Origin of the sequence: Massilia sp. CF038, from assembly GCF_900129765.1 — a bacterium.
Taxonomy (GTDB): domain Bacteria; phylum Pseudomonadota; class Gammaproteobacteria; order Burkholderiales; family Burkholderiaceae_D; genus Telluria_A.
On the sequence record NZ_FQWU01000004.1, the window covers coordinates 225,371 to 245,031 of the forward strand.

Genomic DNA, 19,661 nt, shown 5'->3' on the forward strand with positions numbered 1-19,661 from the left:
TCATCCTGTTCAGACCACGATGCTGATCAACTTGCCGGGAACGACGATCACCTTTTTCGGCGGCGTCTCGATGTACTTCTGCACCGCCTCGCAAGCGAGCGCCTGCGCTTCGATGCTGGCCTTGTCGGCATCCTTGGCCACCTTGATCGAGCCACGCAGCTTGCCATTCACCTGGATCATCATCTCGATTTCGGCCTGTTCCAGCGCAGCCGGGTCGACCTGCGGCCACTGCACGTCGAGAATGTCGCCGTGCGCGGTGCCGTAGCCCAGCTCCTGCCACAGCACATGGGTGATGTGCGGCGCGACCGGATTGAGCACGCGCAGGAAGATCGAGAAGCCTTCGGCGATGACGGCATCGGTGGCAGGGCCGTCTTCCAGCTTGGCCGACTCCATCATGTTGAGCATCTTCATGCAGGCCGACACCACGGTGTTGTACTGGATGCGTTTCAGGTCGTAGTCAGCCTGCTGCAGGATCTTGTGCAGTTCGCGCCGCAGCGTCTTGTGCGCTTCGCTGAAATCGGCCTTGGTGCTGTTGGCCAGTGCCGCGCCGATGCGGCCCGACTGAGCGTGGCCGAAGGCCCACACGCGGCGCAGGAAGCGGCTGGCGCCTTCAACGCCGGTATCGGACCACTCGAGCGTTTGCTCCGGCGGTGCGGCGAACATGGTAAACAGCCGCGCGGTGTCGGCGCCGTACTGCTGGATCTGCGCTTGCGGGTCAATGCCGTTGTTCTTCGACTTCGACATTTTTTCGGTGCCACCAATGCGCACCGGATTGCCGTCCGCCTGCAGGGTCGCGCCTTGCGGACGGCCCTTGTCGTCCAGCGTCAGATCGACTTCGGCCGGGTTATACCAGGTCTTCTTGCTGCTGTCGTCTTCGCGGTAGTAGGTCTCGTTGAGCACCATGCCCTGGGTGAGCAGATTGACGAACGGCTCATCGAACTTGACCAGGCCCATGTCACGCATGATCTTGGTCCAGAAGCGCGCATACAGCAAGTGCATGACGGCGTGTTCAATACCGCCGATGTACTGGTCCATCGGCATCCAGTAATCGTTGCGCGCGTCGACCATGGCGTCCTTGCTGCCTGGCGAGGTATAGCGCATGTAGTACCAGGACGAGTCGACGAAGGTATCCATGGTGTCAGTCTCGCGCCGCGCCGGTTTGCCGCACTGCGGGCAGTCGCACTTGAGGAAGGCTTCGTATTTGTTGAGCGGGTTGCCGCTGCCATCCGGCACGCAGTCTTCCGGCAGCACCACTGGCAGATCCTTTTCCGGAACCGGCACGGTACCGCAATGTTCGCAGTGGATCATCGGAATCGGAGTGCCCCAGTAGCGCTGGCGCGAAATGCCCCAGTCGCGCAGGCGGAAGGTGACTTTTTTGTCACCCAGGTTCTGGGACGCCAGGTCGCCCGCAATCGCATGCACGGCGGCGATGTGATCGAGCCCGTCGTACTTGCCGGAGTTGATGCACAGGCCAGCTTCCTTGTCGCCGTACCACTCCTGCCAGCCGTCCAGCGAAAATTCCTTGCCTTCGACTGCCACCACCTGCTTGATCGGCAGCGCGTATTTTTTGGCGAAGGCGAAATCGCGTTCGTCGTGGGCAGGCACGCCCATCACGGCGCCGTCGCCGTAGGTGATCAGCACGTAGTTGCCAACCCAGACTTCCACCTGATCGCCAGTCAATGGATGGGTGACGAACAGGCCGGTCGGCATGCCCTTCTTTTCCATCGTTGCCATGTCCGCTTCGATCACGCTGCCCAGTTTGCACTCGGCGATGAAGGCAGCCAGTGCCGGGTTGTTTTGCGCAGCGTGCTGCGCCAGCGCGTGTTCCGGCGCCACGGCGCAGAAGGTCACGCCCATGATGGTATCGGCGCGGGTGGTAAACACGTACAGCTTGCCGTCGTTGATCAGCTCACCGTTGGCAGCGGCGATGGTGTGCGGGAAGGCAAAGCGCACGCCCACCGACTTGCCGATCCAGTTGGCCTGCATCACGCGCACGCGTTCCGGCCAGCCTGGCAGCTTGTTGTCGACATAGTCGAGCAGTTCGTCGGCGTAATCGGTAATGCGCGCGTAGTACATCGGGATTTCGCGCTTTTCGATCGGCGCGCCGGAACGCCAGCCCTTGCCGTCGACCACTTGCTCGTTGGCCAGCACGGTCTGGTCGACCGGATCCCAGTTCACAGTGCCGGTTTTCTTGTAGATGATGCCTTTTTCCAGCATCTTGAGGAACATCCACTGGTTCCACTTGTAGTACTCGGGGGTGCAGGCCGTCATTTCGCGCGACCAGTCGATCGCCAGGCCCATCGACTCCATCTGCTCCTTCATGTGGGCGATGTTCGAGTAAGTCCATTGCGCCGGCGGCACCTTGTTTTGCATGGCCGCGTTTTCAGCCGGCATGCCGAACGCATCCCAGCCCATCGGCATGAGCACGTTGTAGCCGTTCATGCGCAGGTAGCGGTACATCACATCGTTGATCGTATAGTTGCGCACGTGGCCCATGTGCAGCTTGCCCGAAGGGTAAGGCAGCATCGAGCAAGCGTAATACTTGCCTTTGGGGAAACGCGGGTCGTTTTCCACCGCTTTGTAGGCATCAATGGCCTTCCAGTGCGATTGGGCGGCTTGTTCGACGTCGGCGGGACTATATTTATCTTGCATGGTGATATGCGTCCAGGCGTAGCCCGGCTAAAAGTGAATATGAACCGGTCATTATACTGGTACGGGCTGGGCTTGGGCGAGGCGCTCTGGAATAGCTGAACGATGACGCTGCGGCGCGGTCTAATAAGGGTTCGAAGTGAGGAGCGGACCGGCGGCCAGTGCCGAACATTGGCTCAATTCCACAGGAAGGGCCCGATATGAGTACATTTAATGCCATCCACTATGAACAAGAGCTCACCAATGCCGGCGTCGGCAAAGAACAAGCAGCAGTACACGCCAAAGCACTCGGTCAGGTGATGACGGAAGTTGTATTTTGCAGCGACCTAAAAAAGGTCGAAAGCAATCTCAGAGGGGAGATCGAACAATCGGCGCAGCGGCTTGCGGATCGAATGGACAGCAAGTGTACCGAGCTCAGTGCCAAGATCGAAGCTGTTCGGGCCGAGCTTAACGCCAAGATCGAAATTGTTCGGGCCGACCTTAGCGCCAAAATCGACAAGCTGGAAGCACGTATCGGTGCCTTGGAATACGAGCTGGCCGTGCATCGGTGGCTTTTTGGGTTGGTAATCGCACTGCAAATGGGTACCCTCGCCGCCGTCATCAAGCTCCTCGTTCCTTAATTCGGCAGGTAAAATGGCGCGACCTTCTACTGAAGCAAGCGCCCATGGTTCTTTACCAGGAATACCCGCCCTGCCCTGCCCTGGCTCCCTATCTGGCCTGCCTCTGGACCTGCATGGTCCCGGCGCAAACGCAGGTCAGCACACACCGGGTCTTGCCAGACAACTGCATCGACATCCTGTGGCACGACGGCGATCCGCACGGCAGCGTGGCAGGCATGATGAGCCACGCGATCACGGTCCCGTTTTCGCGCCCGGCGCGCATCATCGCGGTGCGCTTCAAGCCCGGCGCCGCCGCCCACTTCTTCCCCATCCCTCTGGATGCGCTGACCGATCTGCACCCGGCCCTGAACGATCTGTGGGAGCCAGGCGCGGCAGCGCGCTTTGCCGATGCACTCTGGTCGCGCCCCCTGACCGATCTGCAAGCCCTGGCCGCCATCGAACAATTGCTCCTGCAGCGCCTGCGTGAGGCAGCGCCGCGCGCCGGCCTGGTCGACGCCGCCGTGCACGCCATCGAACGCAGCCATGGCGCCATCCGCATCGAGGCGCTGGCCACGACCCTGGGTGTGTCGCGCCAGCACCTGGCCAGCCAGTTCCGCGCCCGCGTGGGCTTGCCGGCCAAACTGTTTGCGCGCGTGTGCCGTTTTCAGCACGCCAGCGCGGCCATCCGCAATACCAGCGCGCCCGATCTGGCCGCACTGGCCCTGGCCGCCGGCTATTACGACCAGCCGCACATGGTCCATGAGTTTCGCGCCCTGTCCGGCAGCGCGCCGCTCACCTTCGCCCCAGCCTGATCTTCCATTTTTACAAGACAGCGCCGGCGCGGGCTGGCACACTGGGACTTTCAGCAAAGGAGAGCGGCATGATTCACGGTTTGCGCACAACAGTCTATCCCGTCACCGATCTGGCCAAGGCCAAAGCCTGGTACAGCGAGGTGTTTGGCCAGGCGCCCTACTTCGACCAGCCCTTCTACGTGGGCTTTGCCATCGGCGGCTTCGAACTGGGCCTGGTACCCGACGGCACGCCCGGCGTGAACGGCGCCAATGTGTATTGGGGTGTGGACGATATCGAGGCCGAGGTGGCGCGCATTGTCGCCCTGGGCGCAAGCGTGCACACACCGGTGCAGGACGTGGGCGAGGCGATTCGGGTGGTGGATCTGGCCGATCCGTTTGGCAATCTGCTGGGGCTGATCTACAACCCCCATTTCGACCTGGCGGCCGTGCGCTGAACTGGATTTGTGCCTTACTTGAGCACCAGCGCCAGCGCCGGCTTTTCGCCGTAGTCTTCGTACCGTTCGTTGATGCCGGCAATGCAGAAGGTCATTTCGTCGAGCAGGTCCGGCACCCGCTCGCGCATCTGCGCCGCATCCTTGACCACGATCTCCAGCACTTCGTTGGGTTTGAGACGGAAGCGGGTCATGCCGTCTTCGTCGCGCAGGTAGCTCAGCGAGTCGACCCAGGCGTCCATGGTGTTGGCGTAAAAATCGGGAAAACCAAAGGCGGCCCGGCTTTCGCTGTGAAAAGTGTCCCAGCCCAGGATCGCGGCTCCGTTCAATTCAGCGCTTGCCATTGGTGTTCTCCTTCTTCGGATCGGTCACAAAGCCCAGCCTGGTCAAGCCATGCGACTGGGCCGCCGCCATGACTTGGGCCACGGCGTCGTAACGGGTATTCTTGTCCACCCGCAATTGCAGTTCGGGCTGGGTCGTGCCCACGGCCGCCTGCGTCATGCGCGTGTCGAGTTCGGCAGCGGAAACCTTGTCCTGCTCCCAGTACAGCACCCCATCGGCGTCGATCGCAATGGTGATGGTATCGGGATCTTGCTGGGCCACGGCCGCCTGCGCCTGCGGCAAATCCAGCTTGACCGCATGCGTGAACATGGGTGCAGTAATGATGAAAATCACCAGCAGCACCAGCATCACGTCGACCATGGGCGTGACGTTAATGTCGCTCATCATCGAGTGCTGCCGCTGTGGATTGAAGGCGCCAAAGCTCATGCTGGCCGCTTATTTGGTGAAGTAGGATTGCAAATCGTGGGCAAAACCGTCCAGTTCGGACATCGTGATCCGGTTCAGCCGGTTCAAGGTGTTATACGCCAGAACGGCAGGAATGGCTACCACCAGCCCGAAGCCGGTCATGATCAAGGCTTCGCCGACCGGGCCGGCAATCTTGTCGATCTGCACTGTGCCTGCGGTCGAGACATTGGCCAGCGCATGGTAAATGCCCCACACTGTGCCCAGCAAACCGACGAAGGGTGCTGTTGCGCCAATCGAGGCCAGCACGGTCAGCCCGCTCTCGATGCGGTGGGTGGCGCGGTTGATCTGCAGGCGCAGCACCCGCACCACCTGTTCCTCGCGATTCATTTCGCCAGCCAGATTGGCGCCGCCGGCCGAATGGGCCAGGGCTTCGCTTGCCAGCGGCGCATACACGCCTTCGCGGTCGGCCAGGGTCAGCAATGCAATACCATCCTGCAAGGTGGGCGCCGCCCAGAATGCATCCAGCGCCGGGGCTGCGCGGCGCACGCGCCAGCTGCTGAAGGCCTTGGCAAAGAGAATGAACCAGCTCAACAGCGACATGGCCAGCAGCAAGTACGCCACGGCATGGCTGATGGCGTCGCCCTGCTGCCAGTAACGGGCAATGCTGAAATGGTTGTCCGACAGCGTGAGGGCGTCCTGCATGGGCTTAGCCTTTCAGGGACAGCACATCCTGCATGTCGAACAAGCCGTGCGGCTGGGCGGCAAGGAAGCGCGCCGCGCGCAGGGCGCCGTGCGCGTAGGTGACGCGGCTGCTCGATTTATGGCTGATCTCAATCCGTTCGCCGCTGCCGGCAAACAGCACCGTGTGGTCACCGACGATGTCGCCGCCACGAATGGTGGCAAAGCCGATGGTCGATGGATCGCGTTCCCCAGTGACGCCTTCGCGCCCGTACACGGCGCATTGCTTGAGGTCGCGTCCCAGCGCGTCGGCAATGACTTCGCCCATTTTCAGGGCAGTGCCGGACGGCGCATCGACCTTGTGGCGGTGATGCGCCTCGATGATTTCGATATCGAAGCCTTCGGACAAGCTTTTTGCCGCCAGTTCCAGCAGCTTGAGCGTGACATTCACCCCCACGCTCATGTTGGGCGCGAACAGAATGGCGGTCTTTTCGGCAGCTGCCGCAATGGCGGCCTTGCCGGCGTCATCAAAGCCGGTGGTGCCGATGATCAGCTTGATCCCGTGCGCGGCGCAGTAAGCCAGATGGGTCAGCGTGCCTTCAGGCCGGGTAAAGTCGATCAGGTAATCGCAGTCGGCCAGGCCGAGCGCCAGATCGGACTGGATCGCCACTCCGGTCAGCTGACCGGAAAACGCACCGGCATCGCTGCCAATGGCGGGCGAACCAGCCACATCAAGCGCGCCCGTGAGCACGGCATCGGGGGCGGCGGCGATCGCTTCGATCAACATGCGGCCCATGCGGCCGCTGGCGCCGGCTACGGCGATTTTCAGTTGCGTCATGCTGGTCCCGGGCGCTTTATTTGCTGATTTGAATCATGTTGGCCGGCTCTTCCTTCTTCGGCGCTTCCTTGGCGGTCGCGGTGGTCGGACCGGCAATGCGGTCGATGTATTCACGCTCGGTCGGCAGGTTGCCGCCTTCGAAACGTTCGACCTTGTTATCCTTGAAGTAAATGCTCACGCGGGCGCTGGTCAGCTCACCGTCGCCGCGCGCCAGGTAGAAGGGATAGTCCCAGCGCTCGGCATGGAAAATATCGACCAGCAGCGGCGTGCCCAGGATGAACTGGACCTGGGCGCGGGTCTGGCCGACCTGCAGCTGCTCGAGCATTTCCTTCGAAATGAAGTTGCCTTGTTGAATGTCCGGGCGATACGGCGAGAAAATCCAGAAGAATTTCTGCAGTTTGCTGGCCTGCACGGTCTGGGCGCCTGCTTCCGAACTGATCGGTGCCGCCGAACGGGCGCGGCTGCCGGACGCGCAGCCGCCCAGGGCCAGCGCGGCGCAAACCAGGACCGCCACCAGAGGGGCGCGGGAGCTAAAACGGTGCAAAACGGCAGTATCGACACGCATAGATGACCTCGAAACGTTGAACGGAAGGCTAGGCGCCCCCGTCTAAAACGCTATATGATAAAGCACTACGCCAATATACGAGTAACAAACATGAGTAACAACCCAAGCGACCTGAAAGCCAGCGGCCTGAAAGCCACCCTTCCCCGTCTGAAAATTCTGGAAATTTTCCAGAACAGCGAGGTGCGGCACCTGACGGCGGAAGACGTGTACAAGATTTTGCTGACCGAAAATATGGACGTCGGGCTCGCCACCGTGTACCGCGTATTGACGCAGTTTGAGCAGGCTGGCCTGCTCAACCGCAATCACTTCGAAACCGGCAAGGCCATCTTTGAACTCAATGCCGGTTCCCACCACGACCATCTGGTGTGTCTCGATTGCGGCCGGGTAGAAGAGTTTTACGACGAAGAAATCGAATCGCGCCAGCACAAGGTGGCGGTCGAGCGCGGCTTCAAAATTGCCGAACATGCGCTGGCCATCTACGGCAATTGCGTCAAGCCGGCTTGCCCGCACAAGGGCTGAGCCCGCGCTTACTGGTGGCTGAGCGCGCTTGAAAGCAGCTTGGCCGTGATGTCGACAATCGGAATCACCCGCTCGTACGCCATGCGGGTGGGGCCGATCACCCCCAGCGTGCCGACAATCTTGCCATTGACCTCGTAAGGGGCGGTGACCACGCTCATTTCATCCATGGGCACCAGGTTCGACTCGCCCCCGATGAAAATCTGCACCCCGGTGGCCTTGCTCGACACATCGAGCAGCTGCATCAGGCCAGTTTTTTGCTCAAACATGTCGAACATCTGGCGCAGCGACGTCATGTTGGACGACAAATCGGCCACGCTGAGCAGATTGCGCTCGCCGGAAATGACCATATCGTCCGAATGGTCGGCCATGGCTTCGCTGCCTGCTTCCACGGCGGCGGCCATCAGGCGCCCCATGTCGTCGCGCAGCTGGCGCAGCTCGCCCGACAGGCGGCTGCGCACATCGTCGAACGACAAGCCGCCATAATTCTGGTTGATGTAATTGGCCGACTGGATCAGCTGGGTCGGGGTGTAATCGGCTTCGGTCAGCAGCAGGCGGTTATGCACGTCGCCGCGCGGGTCGACAATGACGAGCAGGATGCGCTTTTCGGACAGGCGCAAAAATTCGATCTGCTGGAACACCGATTCGCGCCGCGGACTGAGCACCACGCCGGCGAACTGCGACAGCGACGACAGCATCTGGGCCGCGTTCGAAATGATTTTCTGGGGCTGCTGGGAGGGCAAGGCAATGCGCGACTCGACCGCGTGTTCATCCAGATGCTGCACCGTGAGCAGGGTATCGACAAAAATGCGGTAGCCGCGCGGGGTCGGCACCCGGCCGGCCGAGGTATGGGGGCTGGCCACATACCCCATTTCCTCCAGGTCGGCCATGATGTTGCGGATGGTGGCAGGCGACAGGTCCAGTCCGGAGATCTTGGACAGCGCGCGCGAGCCCACCGGCTGGCCGTCGGCGATATACCGTTCGACCAGGGCTTTAAGCAAGGTTTGAGCGCGGGGTTCGAGTTGCATGATTCTAAAAGAGGCGGAAGCGGCGGTTCATCGCCCTATTATGCACGTTCAGCAGGCGCGGCGGCGACAAAAGGCGTCCGTCAGCCGTGTTCGCGCCGCAGCCAGTCAAGCAGCTCGTCAAAATTGGCGCAAATGGCGTCCGGCACCACCCCATGTTCGAGGTGCTTGCTGCTGCCAGTGCGGTTGAGCCAGACCGCGCGCAAGCCCGCCTGCTGGGCGCCCTGCACATCGAGCAGCACGTCGTCGCCCACATACACGGCGTCAGCCGGGTCGACACCGAGTTCGGCGCAGGCAGCGTGAAAAATCGCGGCATCCGGTTTCGCACAGCCGAGCTGGTGCGCGGCCACCGACACCTTGAAGTGGTGCGACAAGCCAATGGCTTGCAAATCGGCATTACCGTTCGAAATCGACCCCAGCAGGGCGCGCCCCTTCAGGCGCAGCAGCCCGGGCAGCACATCGTCGTACGGGATCACGGCATTGCGGGCAGCGAAGAAATGCACCATCGCTTGTTCCACCTTGTCCAGGTCTTCGCCTGCCTGTTCAAAGGCGGCGTTCAGGCCGGCACGGCGCAAGGCCCCCAGGTCAAGCTGGAACGCGGGCTGGCTGGCCAGCAGGGCCAGGCGCGCCTGGCGCATGTTTTCGATCGAAAAGCGGTCGCTCACGCGCGGCGCATGGGTCTGCAGCCAGTCATGCAAGCTTTGCTCCGCTTGCAAAATCACGGGCGCGATCGGCCACAGGGTATCGTCCAGGTCAAACAAGATGGCCTTGGGCCATTCGCGGCGCGGCAAGCTGTTCATGGTCAGGGAGAGCAGGCAGAAGCTTCCAGCATAGCGACACGGGCGTTGAAAATCAATCGCCCCGCCCTGCCACGGGCGCGCCCGGTTACAACGGGATACAAGGCAAAAGAGCCGTGTGCTTGGCAAATGCACTAAAATGGCGACCTGTTCAGTCCTGCGGCATCGGCGCCAGCCAGGCCCGCCTTACCAGTTTGTTTTTGGAGAAAGCATGAAACACTTCTTTTCGCGTACCGGCGTGGCGCTCGCGTGCGCGCTCGGCCTGGCGTCCTGCGGCGGCGGCGACAATGGCCAGCTGCAAATCAGCGTCACCCTGGTGAACGTCACCAAGCCTGGCCTGAAGCTGCAAAACAATGGCGGCAATTTCTATGACGTGCCGCCGGGCGCTGTGTACTCCTTCCCTGACCTGATTCCGATTGACGGTTCGTTCGACATCGTGGCCCAGGGCCAGCCGCCCAACACCACCAAGTGCGAAGTGGTCAACGGCAAGAAAAAAGCCACCAATATCAGCTTGCAGACGATTCGCGTCGAGTGCACCCTGATCACCTACCACCTGGGCGGCACCATCAGCGGCCTGACGGGCGACGGCCTGGTGCTGGTCAACGGTACCGACAAGAAGACCATTCCAGCCGGCACCACCAGCTTCAATCTGACTGTCGATCCGGGCAACGGCGGCGCCGTCACCGGCAAGGTGCCGGAAGACGCACCGTACGGCGTACTGATCTTCAATCAGCCTGCCGGCCAGACCTGCACCGTCGCCAACGGCACCGGCAAGATGCCGGCGGCGGACAATGCAACGATCAACATTACCTGCGTTTAAGCGCGGCGACTGCCCCCATACTGGAGAAATCATGAATTTACGCTTTCTGCGCCCAACGGCGATGCTGGCCCTCGCGATCGGCCTGTCCGCCTGCGGCGGCTCGAATACCTTCACCATCAACGTCAGTTTCAAGGACGTGCTGTACGATGGCCTGATCCTGGTCGATACCATTTCCGGTACCGAGCTGAAGGTCGCCCCGGGGACCACGACGGCCACCTTCCCCAATTCCCTTGACTACGGCAAGGAATACAACGTCATCATCAAAGACACCAACGGCGTGAAGTCCCTCCCGGCGCACCAGACCTGCGTGCTGGGCGGCGGGGCCGACACGGCCGGACGCTTGTCAAAAATTCAGGTTGTGGTTGAATGCAAAATTGTGTCGCCAACCGTGACCGGCGCGATCAAGCCAACCGGCGTTGCCACCGGCCTGCAAATTACCAATGGCACGCGCCCGGTCTTCACCGCGGTCGCTGCCAGTACCGCCTACGCCTTCCAGTTTGTTGACTATGGTTCGAGCTTTGGCCCGGTCATCACGGCCCAGCCTGCCGGCCTGACTTGCACCTTCGTGCCGCCAGCAAACAACAGCGTCAAGATGGGGCCGAACAACCTCAGCTACACGGGCACCATGGGTGACGTGGACGTGGTGGTGGACATCAACTGCGTGCCCTGAGCGGGGTGGCGAGGAGATATTTCTTTTTGGAATAACTGATATTTCAAAGATAAATTAGATTTATATGCTGTGCCGCAGCATACTGAACTTGTCTCCTCCAACTCTCCTCAAAAAGAATTGGATTTCAAGCCCACTCCCGAGTGGGCTTTTTTTTGCCCCCGCCTGCCAGGCCTGCGCCTGTGTCACCAGCCTGTCATAGTGCCGTCACGGCCACGTCATACACGCTGTCTACAATCCTCGCTTGCTCAAACAACCACGTTTCCTCTAAGGACAATATGACCAAGCCGATCGATTCCCACGACAGCGACACCAACGACACGTCCAATCCGCACTTCAGCACGGTGCTGGAAGCGCGCATGAGCCGCCGCAACCTGCTGCGCGGCAGTATGGCCTCTGCCGCGACCGCTGCGCTGGGCGTGGTCGGCCTGTCCGGCTGTGGCGGCAGCGATCCGGCCCCGACCACGCCGCCAGCCACACAGGTGCCGCCAGTCACACCGGTACCGACGCCCGCGCCGGTGGAAAAACTGCTGGCCTTCAGCGCCGTCTCGAAAAGCCTGGCCGACATGGTCACGGTCCCTGCCGGTTACACCGCCTCGGTCCTGATCGCCCTGGGCGACCCGATCGTGAACGGCGCCACCGCCTTCAAGAACGATGGCAGCGACGCCGATTTCGACAACCGTTCGGGCGACCACCACGACGGCATGGAGTTCTATGGCCTGTCCGGCACCGGCACCGCCTCGAACAGCAGTTCCGACCGCGGTCTGCTGGCCATCAACCACGAAGCGACCACCGACGAAAAACTGTCCTCGCACTTCCTGCATGCCAATGGCGGTACCTCCAGCCTGCCGCGTCCTGCTGCTGAAGTTGACCGCGAAGTGGCGGTGCATGGCCTGGCTGTCGTGGAAGTCAAGAAGACCGGCAACGCCTGGACCTACGTCAAAGATTCGGCCTTCAACCGCCGCGTGACCCCGCTGACCGAAGTCGAGCTGTCCGGTCCCGTACGCGGCAACGCACTGGCCGTGACCAAGTACTCGGCCAACGGCACCAAAACGCGCGGCACCCTGAACAACTGCGGTACCGGACGCACGCCGTGGGGCTCCTACCTCAGTGGCGAAGAGAACTGGGCTGGCTATTTTGTGCGCTCGGCCAGCGACGACGCTGCCCGCAATGACAAGAGCGTCGCTTCGCTCAAGCGCTACGGCCGCAATCAGGGTGCGACCTCGCGCCACGGCTGGGAAACTGGCGGCGCCGACGACAAGTACGCGCGCTGGGACTTGAGCCGCAAGGGTGCCTCGCTCGATGGCAGCGATGACTACCGCAACGAACTCAATGCCCTGGGCTACATCATCGAAATGGACCCGTACGACAAGACACGCGCGCTGAAAAAGCGCACCGCGCTGGGCCGCTACGCGCACGAAAGTGCCGCCTTTGGTCCGGTGGTTGCCGGCCAGCCGCTGGCCGTGTACATGGGCGACGATTCGCGCAACGAATACATCTATAAATTCGTCTCCAGCGCCACCTGGAATGCGGCCGATGCGCAGGCCAACGACCGTATCGCCATTGGCGACAAGTACCTCGACGCCGGCAAACTGTACGTGGCCAAGTTCAATGCCGACGGCAGCGGCGCGTGGGTGGAGCTGGCGATCGCCAATCCGGCCATCGCCACCTACGCCGGCTACGCGTTTGCCGACCAGGCTGACGTGCTGGTCAATGCTCGTCTGGCCGCGGACGCCGTGGGCGCAACCAAGATGGACCGCCCCGAGTGGTGCTCGGTCAATCCCAAGAATGGTGAAATCTACTACTCGCTGACCAACAACTCAAACCGCACCATTGACGCCAGCGGCAGCTCGCTGCTGGTGCCAGATGCAGCCAATCCGCGCGCCTATACCGACATGAAGGGCGCCAGCGCCCAAAAAGGCAATCCGAACGGGCATATCCTGCGCATGAAAGAAGGTAGCGGCGCCGGCGCGGCCACGGCATTTACCTGGGACGTATATCTGTTTGGTGCTGAGGCGACGGCCGACAGCGGCACCATCAACCTGTCGGCCCTGACCGCCGACCAGGACTTCTCGAGCCCGGACGGCCTGGCCTTCAGTCCCTACACCGGCATCTGCTGGATCCAGACCGATGATGGCGCCTACACCGACGTCACCAACTGCATGATGCTGGCCGCCATTCCAGGCCAGGTCGGCGATGGCGCCAAGGCCACGCTGAACTACACCAAGGCCGGCGGCGGCGCGGTGGCGGTGGACACGTTCGTGGGCAAGAAGCCGACGGCGGACACGCTCAAGCGCTTCCTGGTGGGACCGGTGGGCAGCGAAATCACGGGCATTACCGAAACGCCGGACGGCAAGTCGATGTTCATCAATATCCAGCATCCGGGTGAGACCACCGCGCTGGCCAACATTGGCGACCCGACCAAATACACCAGCCAGTGGCCGTCGAATGCCGGTTACGGTGCCGGCAAGCGTCCGCGCTCGTCGACCATTGTGATCACCAAGAACGACGGTGGCCGCATCGGCACCTAAGTCCTGCCGCTAAAACCACATCGCCCTCGCGGAGGCGGGGCCTATTCCACATGTCCGGATTCGGTGAAGTGGAATGGGCCCCCGCCTACGCGAGGGCGATGTTTTTCAACGGTGCGATTAAACCGGTTTCAGCAAATTCGACAGCGCCACGTACTGCGCCCGACTCATCACCTTGCGCCGCTGCGAAAACGCCTTCACCACCACATCGCCCTCGCGAAGGCGGGGGCGATGTTTTTCAACGGTGCGATTAAACCGGTTTCAGCAAATTCGACAGCGCCACGTACTGCGCCCGACTCATCACCTTGCGCCGCTGCGAAAACGCCTTCACCACCACATCGCCCTCGCGAAGGCGGGGGCCCATTCCACATCTCCGGATTCGATGACGTGGAATAGGCCCCCGCCTACGCGAGGGCGATGTCGTTCAACGGTGCGGTTAAACCGGTTTCAGCAAATTCGACAGCGCCACGTACTGCGCCAGACTCACGTTCTCGGGCCGGTCGGTCGGGTTGATCCCGGCCTCTACCAGCTGCGCCTCGGTGAACATCCCCGCCACGCAATTGCGGATCACCTTGCGCCGCTGCGAGAACGCCTTCATCACCACCGCTTCCAGGGTCGGGCCATCACAGGCCAGCTTGGTGCGGGTCGGGATCATGCGCACGATGGCCGACTCCACCTGCGGCGGCGGATCAAAGGCCGTGGGCGGCACAATGAACAGCAGCGCCATGTCATAACGCCATTGCAGCATCACCGATAAACGCCCGTACGCCTTGGTGCCCGGCTCGGCCACCATGCGCTCGACCACTTCCTTCTGCAGCATGAAGTGCTGGTCTTCGATCAGATGCGCAAACTCGGCCAGATGGAACAGCAGCGGACTGGAGATGTTGTACGGCAGGTTGCCCACCACGCGCAGCTTCTGCCCTGGCGGCACCGGGATCTGGCCGAAATCGAACTTGAGCGCGTCACCGGAATGGATCGTCAGCTTCTCGCGCGGGAAGGTCTTTTCCAGGCGTGCCACCAGGTCGCGGTCCAGTTCGACCACATGCATGTGGTCGAGGCGCTTGAGCAGCAGCGCCGTCATGGCGGCCAGGCCGGGACCGATTTCCACCATCGCCTCGCCCGGATTGGGGCCAATGGCATCGATGATGTTATCGAGGACGAGTTTGTCGGTCAGGAAGTTCTGACCGAAACGCTTGCGGGCGACGTGTTTCATGTTGTTCTTTTCGTAGAATGAAGTGCCATGGCGAGCGCGCTGCGGATCGCTTGTTCCATGCTGCCGCAGTCGGCCAGGCCAAAGCCGCGCGCGGCCAGGTCCAGTGCGGTGCCATGGTCGACCGAGGTGCGGATCAGGGGCAGGCCCAGCGTGATGTTGACGCCCTGGCCAAAGCTGGCGTATTTGAGGACGGGCAGGCCCTGGTCGTGGTACATCGCCAGCACGCAGTCGGCGTCGTCCAGGTAGCGTGGCTGGAACAGGGTGTCCGCCGGGTACGGCCCGCGTGCATCGATGCCGCGCGCACGCGCCTGTTCGATGGCAGGGCCGATGGTGTCGATCTCTTCCCGTCCCAGATAGCCGTTCTCGCCCGCATGCGGGTTCAGCCCGGTGACCAGGATGCGCGGCGCGGGCAACCCGAATTTATGGCGCAGATCCGCGTCGATGATGTCGAGCACTCGGCCCAGCAAAGGCTGGGTCAGCGCGGCCGGCACTGCCGCCAGCGGTAAATGGGTGGTGGCCAGCGCCACCCGCAGTGGCGCCTTGCCGGCGCCGGGCGCGCCGGCCAGCATCATCACCACCTGCGCGGTGCCGGTCTTGTCGGCCAGGTATTCGGTATGGCCGGAAAACGCCACGCCAGCGTCGTTGATGGTACTTTTTTGCAGAGGTGCGGTCACGATCGCGTCGAACCAGCCCTGCTGCACGCCTTCGATGGCCAGGTCGAGCGTGGCCAGCACGGCGCGGCCGTTGGCGGGATCGAGCCTGCCTGGCACCACGTGCGCTGCCAGCGGCACATCGATCACGGCCAGGCGCTGGGCGCCGAAATGGGGCAGACCGCTGTTGCGCAGCGCTTGCACCGACAGCGCAGCCAGCGCAATGGCAGGGTCAATCAGGCTGGCCGTCAGGGCCAGGAAGGCAGCGTCGCCAATGAGCACGCAGTTGGCCTGCTCGCGCAGAGCCCAGGCAGCGCGGATGGCAATTTCAGGCCCGATGCCGGCCGGCTCGCCAATGGTAACGGCGATCGCGGGCCGGGCCGGGTTGCTGCTCACGGCTTACTTCTCGTCGCGGAACTCGACATAGGCGCGGTCGCGCACTTCACGCTGCCAGGCTTCGGTCGCTTCGGCCAGCTTGCGGTCGCGGATCACCTGGCGTGCTTCGGCACGTTTCTTTTCCTTGGTCTGGTCGTCGCTCTTGCGTTCGACCACCTGGATCAGGTGGTAACCATACGGGGTTTCGACGACGCCTGAAATTTCGCCCGGCTTCAGCGCTTTCATGGCGTTTTCGAATTCCGGCACGGTGTCGCCCGGGTACAGGAAGCCCAGGTCGCCGCCCTTGGTGGCCGAGTTGTCGTTCGAGTGCAGGCGCGCCAGTTCTTCGAAGGTGGCTGCCTTGTTGTCAAGCCGCTCCTTCAGTTCCGCCAGCTTCTTCTTGGCTGCGTCAGCGCTCATGGTCGGGGTGACCTTGAGCAGAATATGCCGTGCGCGGGTTTGCTCAACGATCGATTTCTCGTCGCTTTGCGCCAGATTGCGCTTGTCCACCAGCTTGAGAATGTGGAACCCGGTCGTGCTCTTGATGATGGGAGTGACCTGGCCCGGCTTGAGTTTGCTCAGCGCTTCCGCAAACACAGGCGGCAAGCGGTCCGGATCACGCCAGCCCACGGCGCCGCCCGACAGGGCGTCGCTGGCATCGGAATAGGTGCCGGCGATCTTGCCGAAGTCGCCGCCAATGCGGATCTGGCGCACCGCTTCATCGGCGCGCGCCTTGCGCGCAGCAATTTGCTCGGGCGAGGAATTTTCGGGGATGCGCACCAGGATCTGGGCGATGTTCATCTCGACCTTGTCGGCCGCAGCGGCTTTTTCGGCTGCCAGGTAGGTATCGACTTCGGCTTCGGAGATCTGGATCTTGTTGTCGACTTCATGTTCGCGCAGGCGCTGCATGGTGATCTCGTTGCGGATCTCTTCGCGGAAGGTGGCAAACGGCATGCCTTCCTTTTCCATGGCGTTGCGCATGTCCTGGACCGACATTTTCTGCTGCTCGGCGATGCGCCCGATGGCGCGGTCCAGCTGGGTGTCGTCGACCGGACGCATGCCCATTTCCTTGGCCAGCTGGTACTGGGCGCGCTCGACGATCATTGCTTCGAGCACCTGGCGTTGCATGTCGGCCGGATCGGGCATGGGCGCGTTCTGCGCCTTCATGCGTGTTTCGATCGCCTTGATGCGGGTGGCCACTTCGTTGCGGGTGATGACATCATCATTGACGACAACGGCGATCGAATCAATGGCATTGCCGGTCTTGGCGCCAGGCGGGATGAAGCCGGCGCCTGGCTTGGCGGCCGCTGCCGGCGGCGTGGCGGCAGGCGTGGTCTGGGCGCCGGCCTGGCCAGCGCTGACGGCGCACAGCAGCAGCGCGGCGATCTTGAGTTGGTGCATACGAACTTTACGCATAATCGGGGAAGCACTTATTCAGGTGAATAAAAAATCCAACATCTCGCTTAGCGGCCCGCACCCTGATTCAGGCGCGAGTAGCCGGGAATACTCTTGTAGAACGATTCCAGCGGGCTGCCAAAACCAAGCTTGGACAAGCCATTGAGTTCGAGCTGGAAGAAAATCGGGGTCGACGTGTTCAGCGTGGTGGTCACGAAGCGCTGGGCGCCCATGCGGAATACCCAGCAATCGGCCTTGTATTCGAGCCCGATCAAGCCTTCGACGATCTTTTTGTCGAGCAGCGAATAACTGACCCGGCCCACGCCATACCAGCGCGCCGTCAGCGGCCATTGCGACGACAGGTCCACGTTCTTCAGGATTTTGGTCACAAAGCGGTATTCCGCGTTGATCACTTTTTTCTCGCCCGGCTGCCACTGCAGGCCGTAATTGGAGCTGACCACGCTGCTGGTGCTCGCATTGTATTGTACTGCGCTGTCAAAGGCCCAGCTTTCGGAAATCCGGCCCGAGGCAGCCACCAGCGCGTCGGAACGGCTGTCGCTGACCGGCGTTGCCGAACTAAGCTGAACACGCTGGTCGTTCAGGTAGAAACGCTGGCCAATGGCCAGGCGCAGACGCTCGGCGCCATTCGGGTCCAGGTAGCGCGACACCAGTGCCGCGGTGATCTGGTTGGCGTCCGAAATGCGGTCGTAGCCGACAAAGCGGTTCTCGTTGAAGATCTGCGAGAAGTTGAAGCTCGCCTCGGCGGTGTCGAAATTGGGGAACTTGCTCTGGTCCTTGTACGGGGTGTACACATAGAACAGGCGCGGCTCAAGCGTCTGGGTCGCTTCGCGGCCCAGGAAGGTGGTCGGGCGTTCGAATACCAGGCCGCTGTCGATCGAGAAGGTCGGCAGTGTGCGGTTCAGGCTGGTCGGGTTATCGGCCAGGACGCGGTCGCTGTCCAGCTGGTACGCGCTGGCATTGACCATCAGTTTGGGGCGAATGAAGTAGCCTGGCCGCACGATCGGGTAACTCAGTTGCGGCACCAGCACCGCGCGGTTGCCCGTCACCACGTCAGGATGCGAGAAACGCGTGATCTGCGAATCGACCGACCAGTCGAAGCCGCCGACGTCGTAACGACCGGCATGGAAGTTCAGCTCGGGCAGGCGGGCATACGGGCGATTGACAAACAGTTCAGGCCGGGTAACCGACAGCGGATCCTGCAGGATCTGGTAATTTTGCGCGCGCAGGCTCATATTCCAGTACTTGCCTGCATATTCGGTGCGCACTTCGCGCAGCAGCTGGCGCTCGGCGCTGGCCGAGACCGACTTTGAGAAGTCGCTTGGATAATTGTCATCCGAGGCGCCATTGAGGGCCCAGCCAAATGACCAGCGCGGCGTCAATGCCTGGTTGTGCTCGGACTTGACGCGCCAGCGGTCGGTCTTGGTCAGTTTGTCATTGAGCAGGAACTCGACGTGGGTTGTGCCCAGGTAGCGACCGCTTTCGGTGTCGCCCATGTAGCGCCCCGTCGCGCCCATCAGCAGGCCGCGGTCCAGCATGAAACGCGGGTACAGGGTCAGGTCGCGGTTTGGTGCGATATTGATGTAATACGGCACCTCGACCTCGGCCCGGCCCTTGGAGCCAAAGCCAATGCTTGGCGGCAGCCAGCCCGAGCGGCGCGCGCCCGACAGCGAGAACGACAGCGCCGGGGTGCCCAGAATCGGCACACCCTTGAAATACACCACCGTGGTGCCGGCAACGCCGACATCGCGCCCGGCGTCCAGACGCAGGGTCGAGGAACGCAGGTACCAGTCCGGATTGGGACCGTCGCAGGTACTGTAGGTCCCGTCGGTGACAAAGGCTTCATCTTCGCTGATGAAGTCGAGCCGGGTGGCCTGCCCCTGGGCGTTGTTCAATTCCATCTTGTACTCGGGGCGCAAGACCCAGCCCTTGCCCGAGGACATATTCAACTGCAGCTCGTCGCCGCGGTACTGGTCGCCAAAGCGCCACATGCGCACATTGCCCTTGGCCGTGACCTCGTTTTCCACCTGCTTGAAGCAGGCGGTATCGGCCGTGACCCGGGTTTCGCCACGCACCAGCTCGATGTCGGTGTTGAGTTCGATTTCACGGTCGGGACGGCCGCTGATCTCCTCGGCCTGGACATACACCGTGGGATTGGGATCTTCAACCCGCGGCTTTTTGGGCGGGACCTGGGCGAACGCCGGCACCGCGGAGGCGGTAACGAGCGCGGAAAGGGCATAGGCCCAACGCTGGGAGGGAGGAGCAGCCGAAAACCAGCTCATGAAAAGACGGGTTCAAACACCATGACAGGCGATTTTTTGAGTTGAATCCCTTATTA

The 19,661-nt window shown here is 62.0% G+C and carries 19 protein-coding genes; 7 read left to right on the plus strand and 12 right to left on the minus strand.

Going from position 1 to position 19,661, the window contains the following annotated elements; all coding sequences use genetic code 11:
* Positions 1-9: 9 nt before the first annotated feature.
* The gene (gene leuS / locus BUC24_RS22410) at positions 10-2,652 is read right to left on the minus strand and encodes a leucine--tRNA ligase (RefSeq protein ID WP_073222214.1); all 2,643 of its coding nucleotides are present in this window, start codon (positions 2,650-2,652) and stop codon (positions 10-12) included.
* A 197-nt stretch (positions 2,653-2,849) separates the two neighbouring features.
* Here leuS and BUC24_RS22415 point away from each other — a divergent pair, with 197 nt between their 5' ends.
* From BUC24_RS22415 to BUC24_RS22425, 3 genes are all read left to right on the plus strand, one after another.
* The gene (locus tag BUC24_RS22415; protein WP_073222217.1) at positions 2,850-3,269 is read left to right on the plus strand and encodes a hypothetical protein; all 420 of its coding nucleotides are present in this window, start codon (positions 2,850-2,852) and stop codon (positions 3,267-3,269) included.
* 44 nt (positions 3,270-3,313) lie between these two features.
* Complete coding sequence (locus tag BUC24_RS22420; protein WP_073222220.1) at positions 3,314-4,060, plus strand: helix-turn-helix domain-containing protein; 747 nt, start codon at positions 3,314-3,316, stop codon at positions 4,058-4,060.
* A 68-nt stretch (positions 4,061-4,128) separates the two neighbouring features.
* On the plus strand, positions 4,129-4,494 hold the full coding sequence (locus BUC24_RS22425) for a VOC family protein (protein ID WP_073222222.1): 366 nt from the start codon (positions 4,129-4,131) through the stop codon (positions 4,492-4,494).
* A 14-nt stretch (positions 4,495-4,508) separates the two neighbouring features.
* Here BUC24_RS22425 and BUC24_RS22430 read toward each other — a convergent pair whose 3' ends face one another.
* The 5 genes from BUC24_RS22430 to BUC24_RS22450 are packed head-to-tail and all read right to left on the minus strand — an operon-like array spanning position 4,509 to position 7,319.
* Complete coding sequence (locus BUC24_RS22430; protein ID WP_073222224.1) at positions 4,509-4,835, minus strand: barstar family protein; 327 nt, start codon at positions 4,833-4,835, stop codon at positions 4,509-4,511.
* Positions 4,822-5,259 (minus strand): ExbD/TolR family protein, encoded by a 438-nt coding sequence (locus BUC24_RS22435; protein WP_073222227.1) that lies wholly within the window; start codon positions 5,257-5,259, stop codon positions 4,822-4,824. The genes BUC24_RS22430 and BUC24_RS22435 overlap by 14 nt, the downstream gene beginning before the upstream one ends.
* Before the next feature lie 9 nt (positions 5,260-5,268).
* Positions 5,269-5,940, minus strand: coding sequence for a MotA/TolQ/ExbB proton channel family protein (locus BUC24_RS22440; RefSeq protein WP_073222230.1), 672 nt, complete (start codon positions 5,938-5,940; stop codon positions 5,269-5,271).
* Between the two features lie 4 nt (positions 5,941-5,944).
* The gene (gene dapB / locus BUC24_RS22445) at positions 5,945-6,754 is read right to left on the minus strand and encodes a 4-hydroxy-tetrahydrodipicolinate reductase (RefSeq protein ID WP_073222233.1); all 810 of its coding nucleotides are present in this window, start codon (positions 6,752-6,754) and stop codon (positions 5,945-5,947) included.
* Positions 6,755-6,770: 16 nt separating this feature from the next.
* Positions 6,771-7,319: an outer membrane protein assembly factor BamE gene (locus tag BUC24_RS22450; protein WP_073222235.1), complete on the minus strand. Its 549-nt coding sequence runs from the start codon at positions 7,317-7,319 to the stop codon at positions 6,771-6,773.
* Positions 7,320-7,409: 90 nt separating this feature from the next.
* Here BUC24_RS22450 and fur point away from each other — a divergent pair, with 90 nt between their 5' ends.
* Positions 7,410-7,838 carry a ferric iron uptake transcriptional regulator gene (gene fur, locus BUC24_RS22455; RefSeq protein ID WP_073222238.1) on the plus strand — a complete coding sequence of 143 codons (429 nt, stop codon included), beginning with the start codon at positions 7,410-7,412 and terminating at the stop codon, positions 7,836-7,838.
* Positions 7,839-7,846: 8 nt separating this feature from the next.
* Here the strand turns inward: fur and hrcA are convergent, their stop codons facing one another.
* Positions 7,847-8,863, minus strand: a complete 1,017-nt coding sequence (hrcA, locus tag BUC24_RS22460; protein WP_073222240.1) for a heat-inducible transcriptional repressor HrcA — start codon at positions 8,861-8,863, stop codon at positions 7,847-7,849.
* An 80-nt stretch (positions 8,864-8,943) separates the two neighbouring features.
* Positions 8,944-9,660: an HAD family hydrolase gene (locus BUC24_RS22465; protein ID WP_073222242.1), complete on the minus strand. Its 717-nt coding sequence runs from the start codon at positions 9,658-9,660 to the stop codon at positions 8,944-8,946.
* A gap of 208 nt (positions 9,661-9,868) precedes the next feature.
* Here BUC24_RS22465 and BUC24_RS22470 point away from each other — a divergent pair, with 208 nt between their 5' ends.
* From BUC24_RS22470 to BUC24_RS22480, 3 genes are all read left to right on the plus strand, one after another.
* Complete coding sequence (locus BUC24_RS22470; protein WP_073222244.1) at positions 9,869-10,477, plus strand: hypothetical protein; 609 nt, start codon at positions 9,869-9,871, stop codon at positions 10,475-10,477.
* Between the two features lie 31 nt (positions 10,478-10,508).
* Complete coding sequence (locus tag BUC24_RS22475) at positions 10,509-11,147, plus strand: hypothetical protein (RefSeq protein ID WP_073222247.1); 639 nt, start codon at positions 10,509-10,511, stop codon at positions 11,145-11,147.
* Between the two features lie 275 nt (positions 11,148-11,422).
* Positions 11,423-13,675, plus strand: a complete 2,253-nt coding sequence (locus BUC24_RS22480; protein WP_073222250.1) for a PhoX family protein — start codon at positions 11,423-11,425, stop codon at positions 13,673-13,675.
* A 433-nt stretch (positions 13,676-14,108) separates the two neighbouring features.
* Here BUC24_RS22480 and rsmA read toward each other — a convergent pair whose 3' ends face one another.
* The 4 genes from rsmA to BUC24_RS22500 all read right to left on the minus strand — a co-directional run bounded on the left by rsmA (position 14,109) and on the right by BUC24_RS22500 (position 19,605).
* Complete coding sequence (rsmA, locus tag BUC24_RS22485; protein WP_073222253.1) at positions 14,109-14,885, minus strand: 16S rRNA (adenine(1518)-N(6)/adenine(1519)-N(6))-dimethyltransferase RsmA; 777 nt, start codon at positions 14,883-14,885, stop codon at positions 14,109-14,111.
* Positions 14,882-15,931 (minus strand): 4-hydroxythreonine-4-phosphate dehydrogenase PdxA, encoded by a 1,050-nt coding sequence (pdxA, locus tag BUC24_RS22490; RefSeq protein WP_073222255.1) that lies wholly within the window; start codon positions 15,929-15,931, stop codon positions 14,882-14,884. Before pdxA ends, rsmA begins: the two co-directional genes overlap by 4 nt.
* A 3-nt stretch (positions 15,932-15,934) precedes the next feature.
* A complete protein-coding gene (locus BUC24_RS22495) occupies positions 15,935-17,311 on the minus strand; it encodes a peptidylprolyl isomerase (RefSeq protein WP_083599099.1) in 1,377 nt (458 codons plus the stop codon).
* A 62-nt stretch (positions 17,312-17,373) separates the two neighbouring features.
* Positions 17,374-19,605, minus strand: coding sequence for an LPS-assembly protein LptD (locus BUC24_RS22500; protein WP_073222261.1), 2,232 nt, complete (start codon positions 19,603-19,605; stop codon positions 17,374-17,376).
* Between the last annotated feature and the right edge of the window lie 56 nt (positions 19,606-19,661).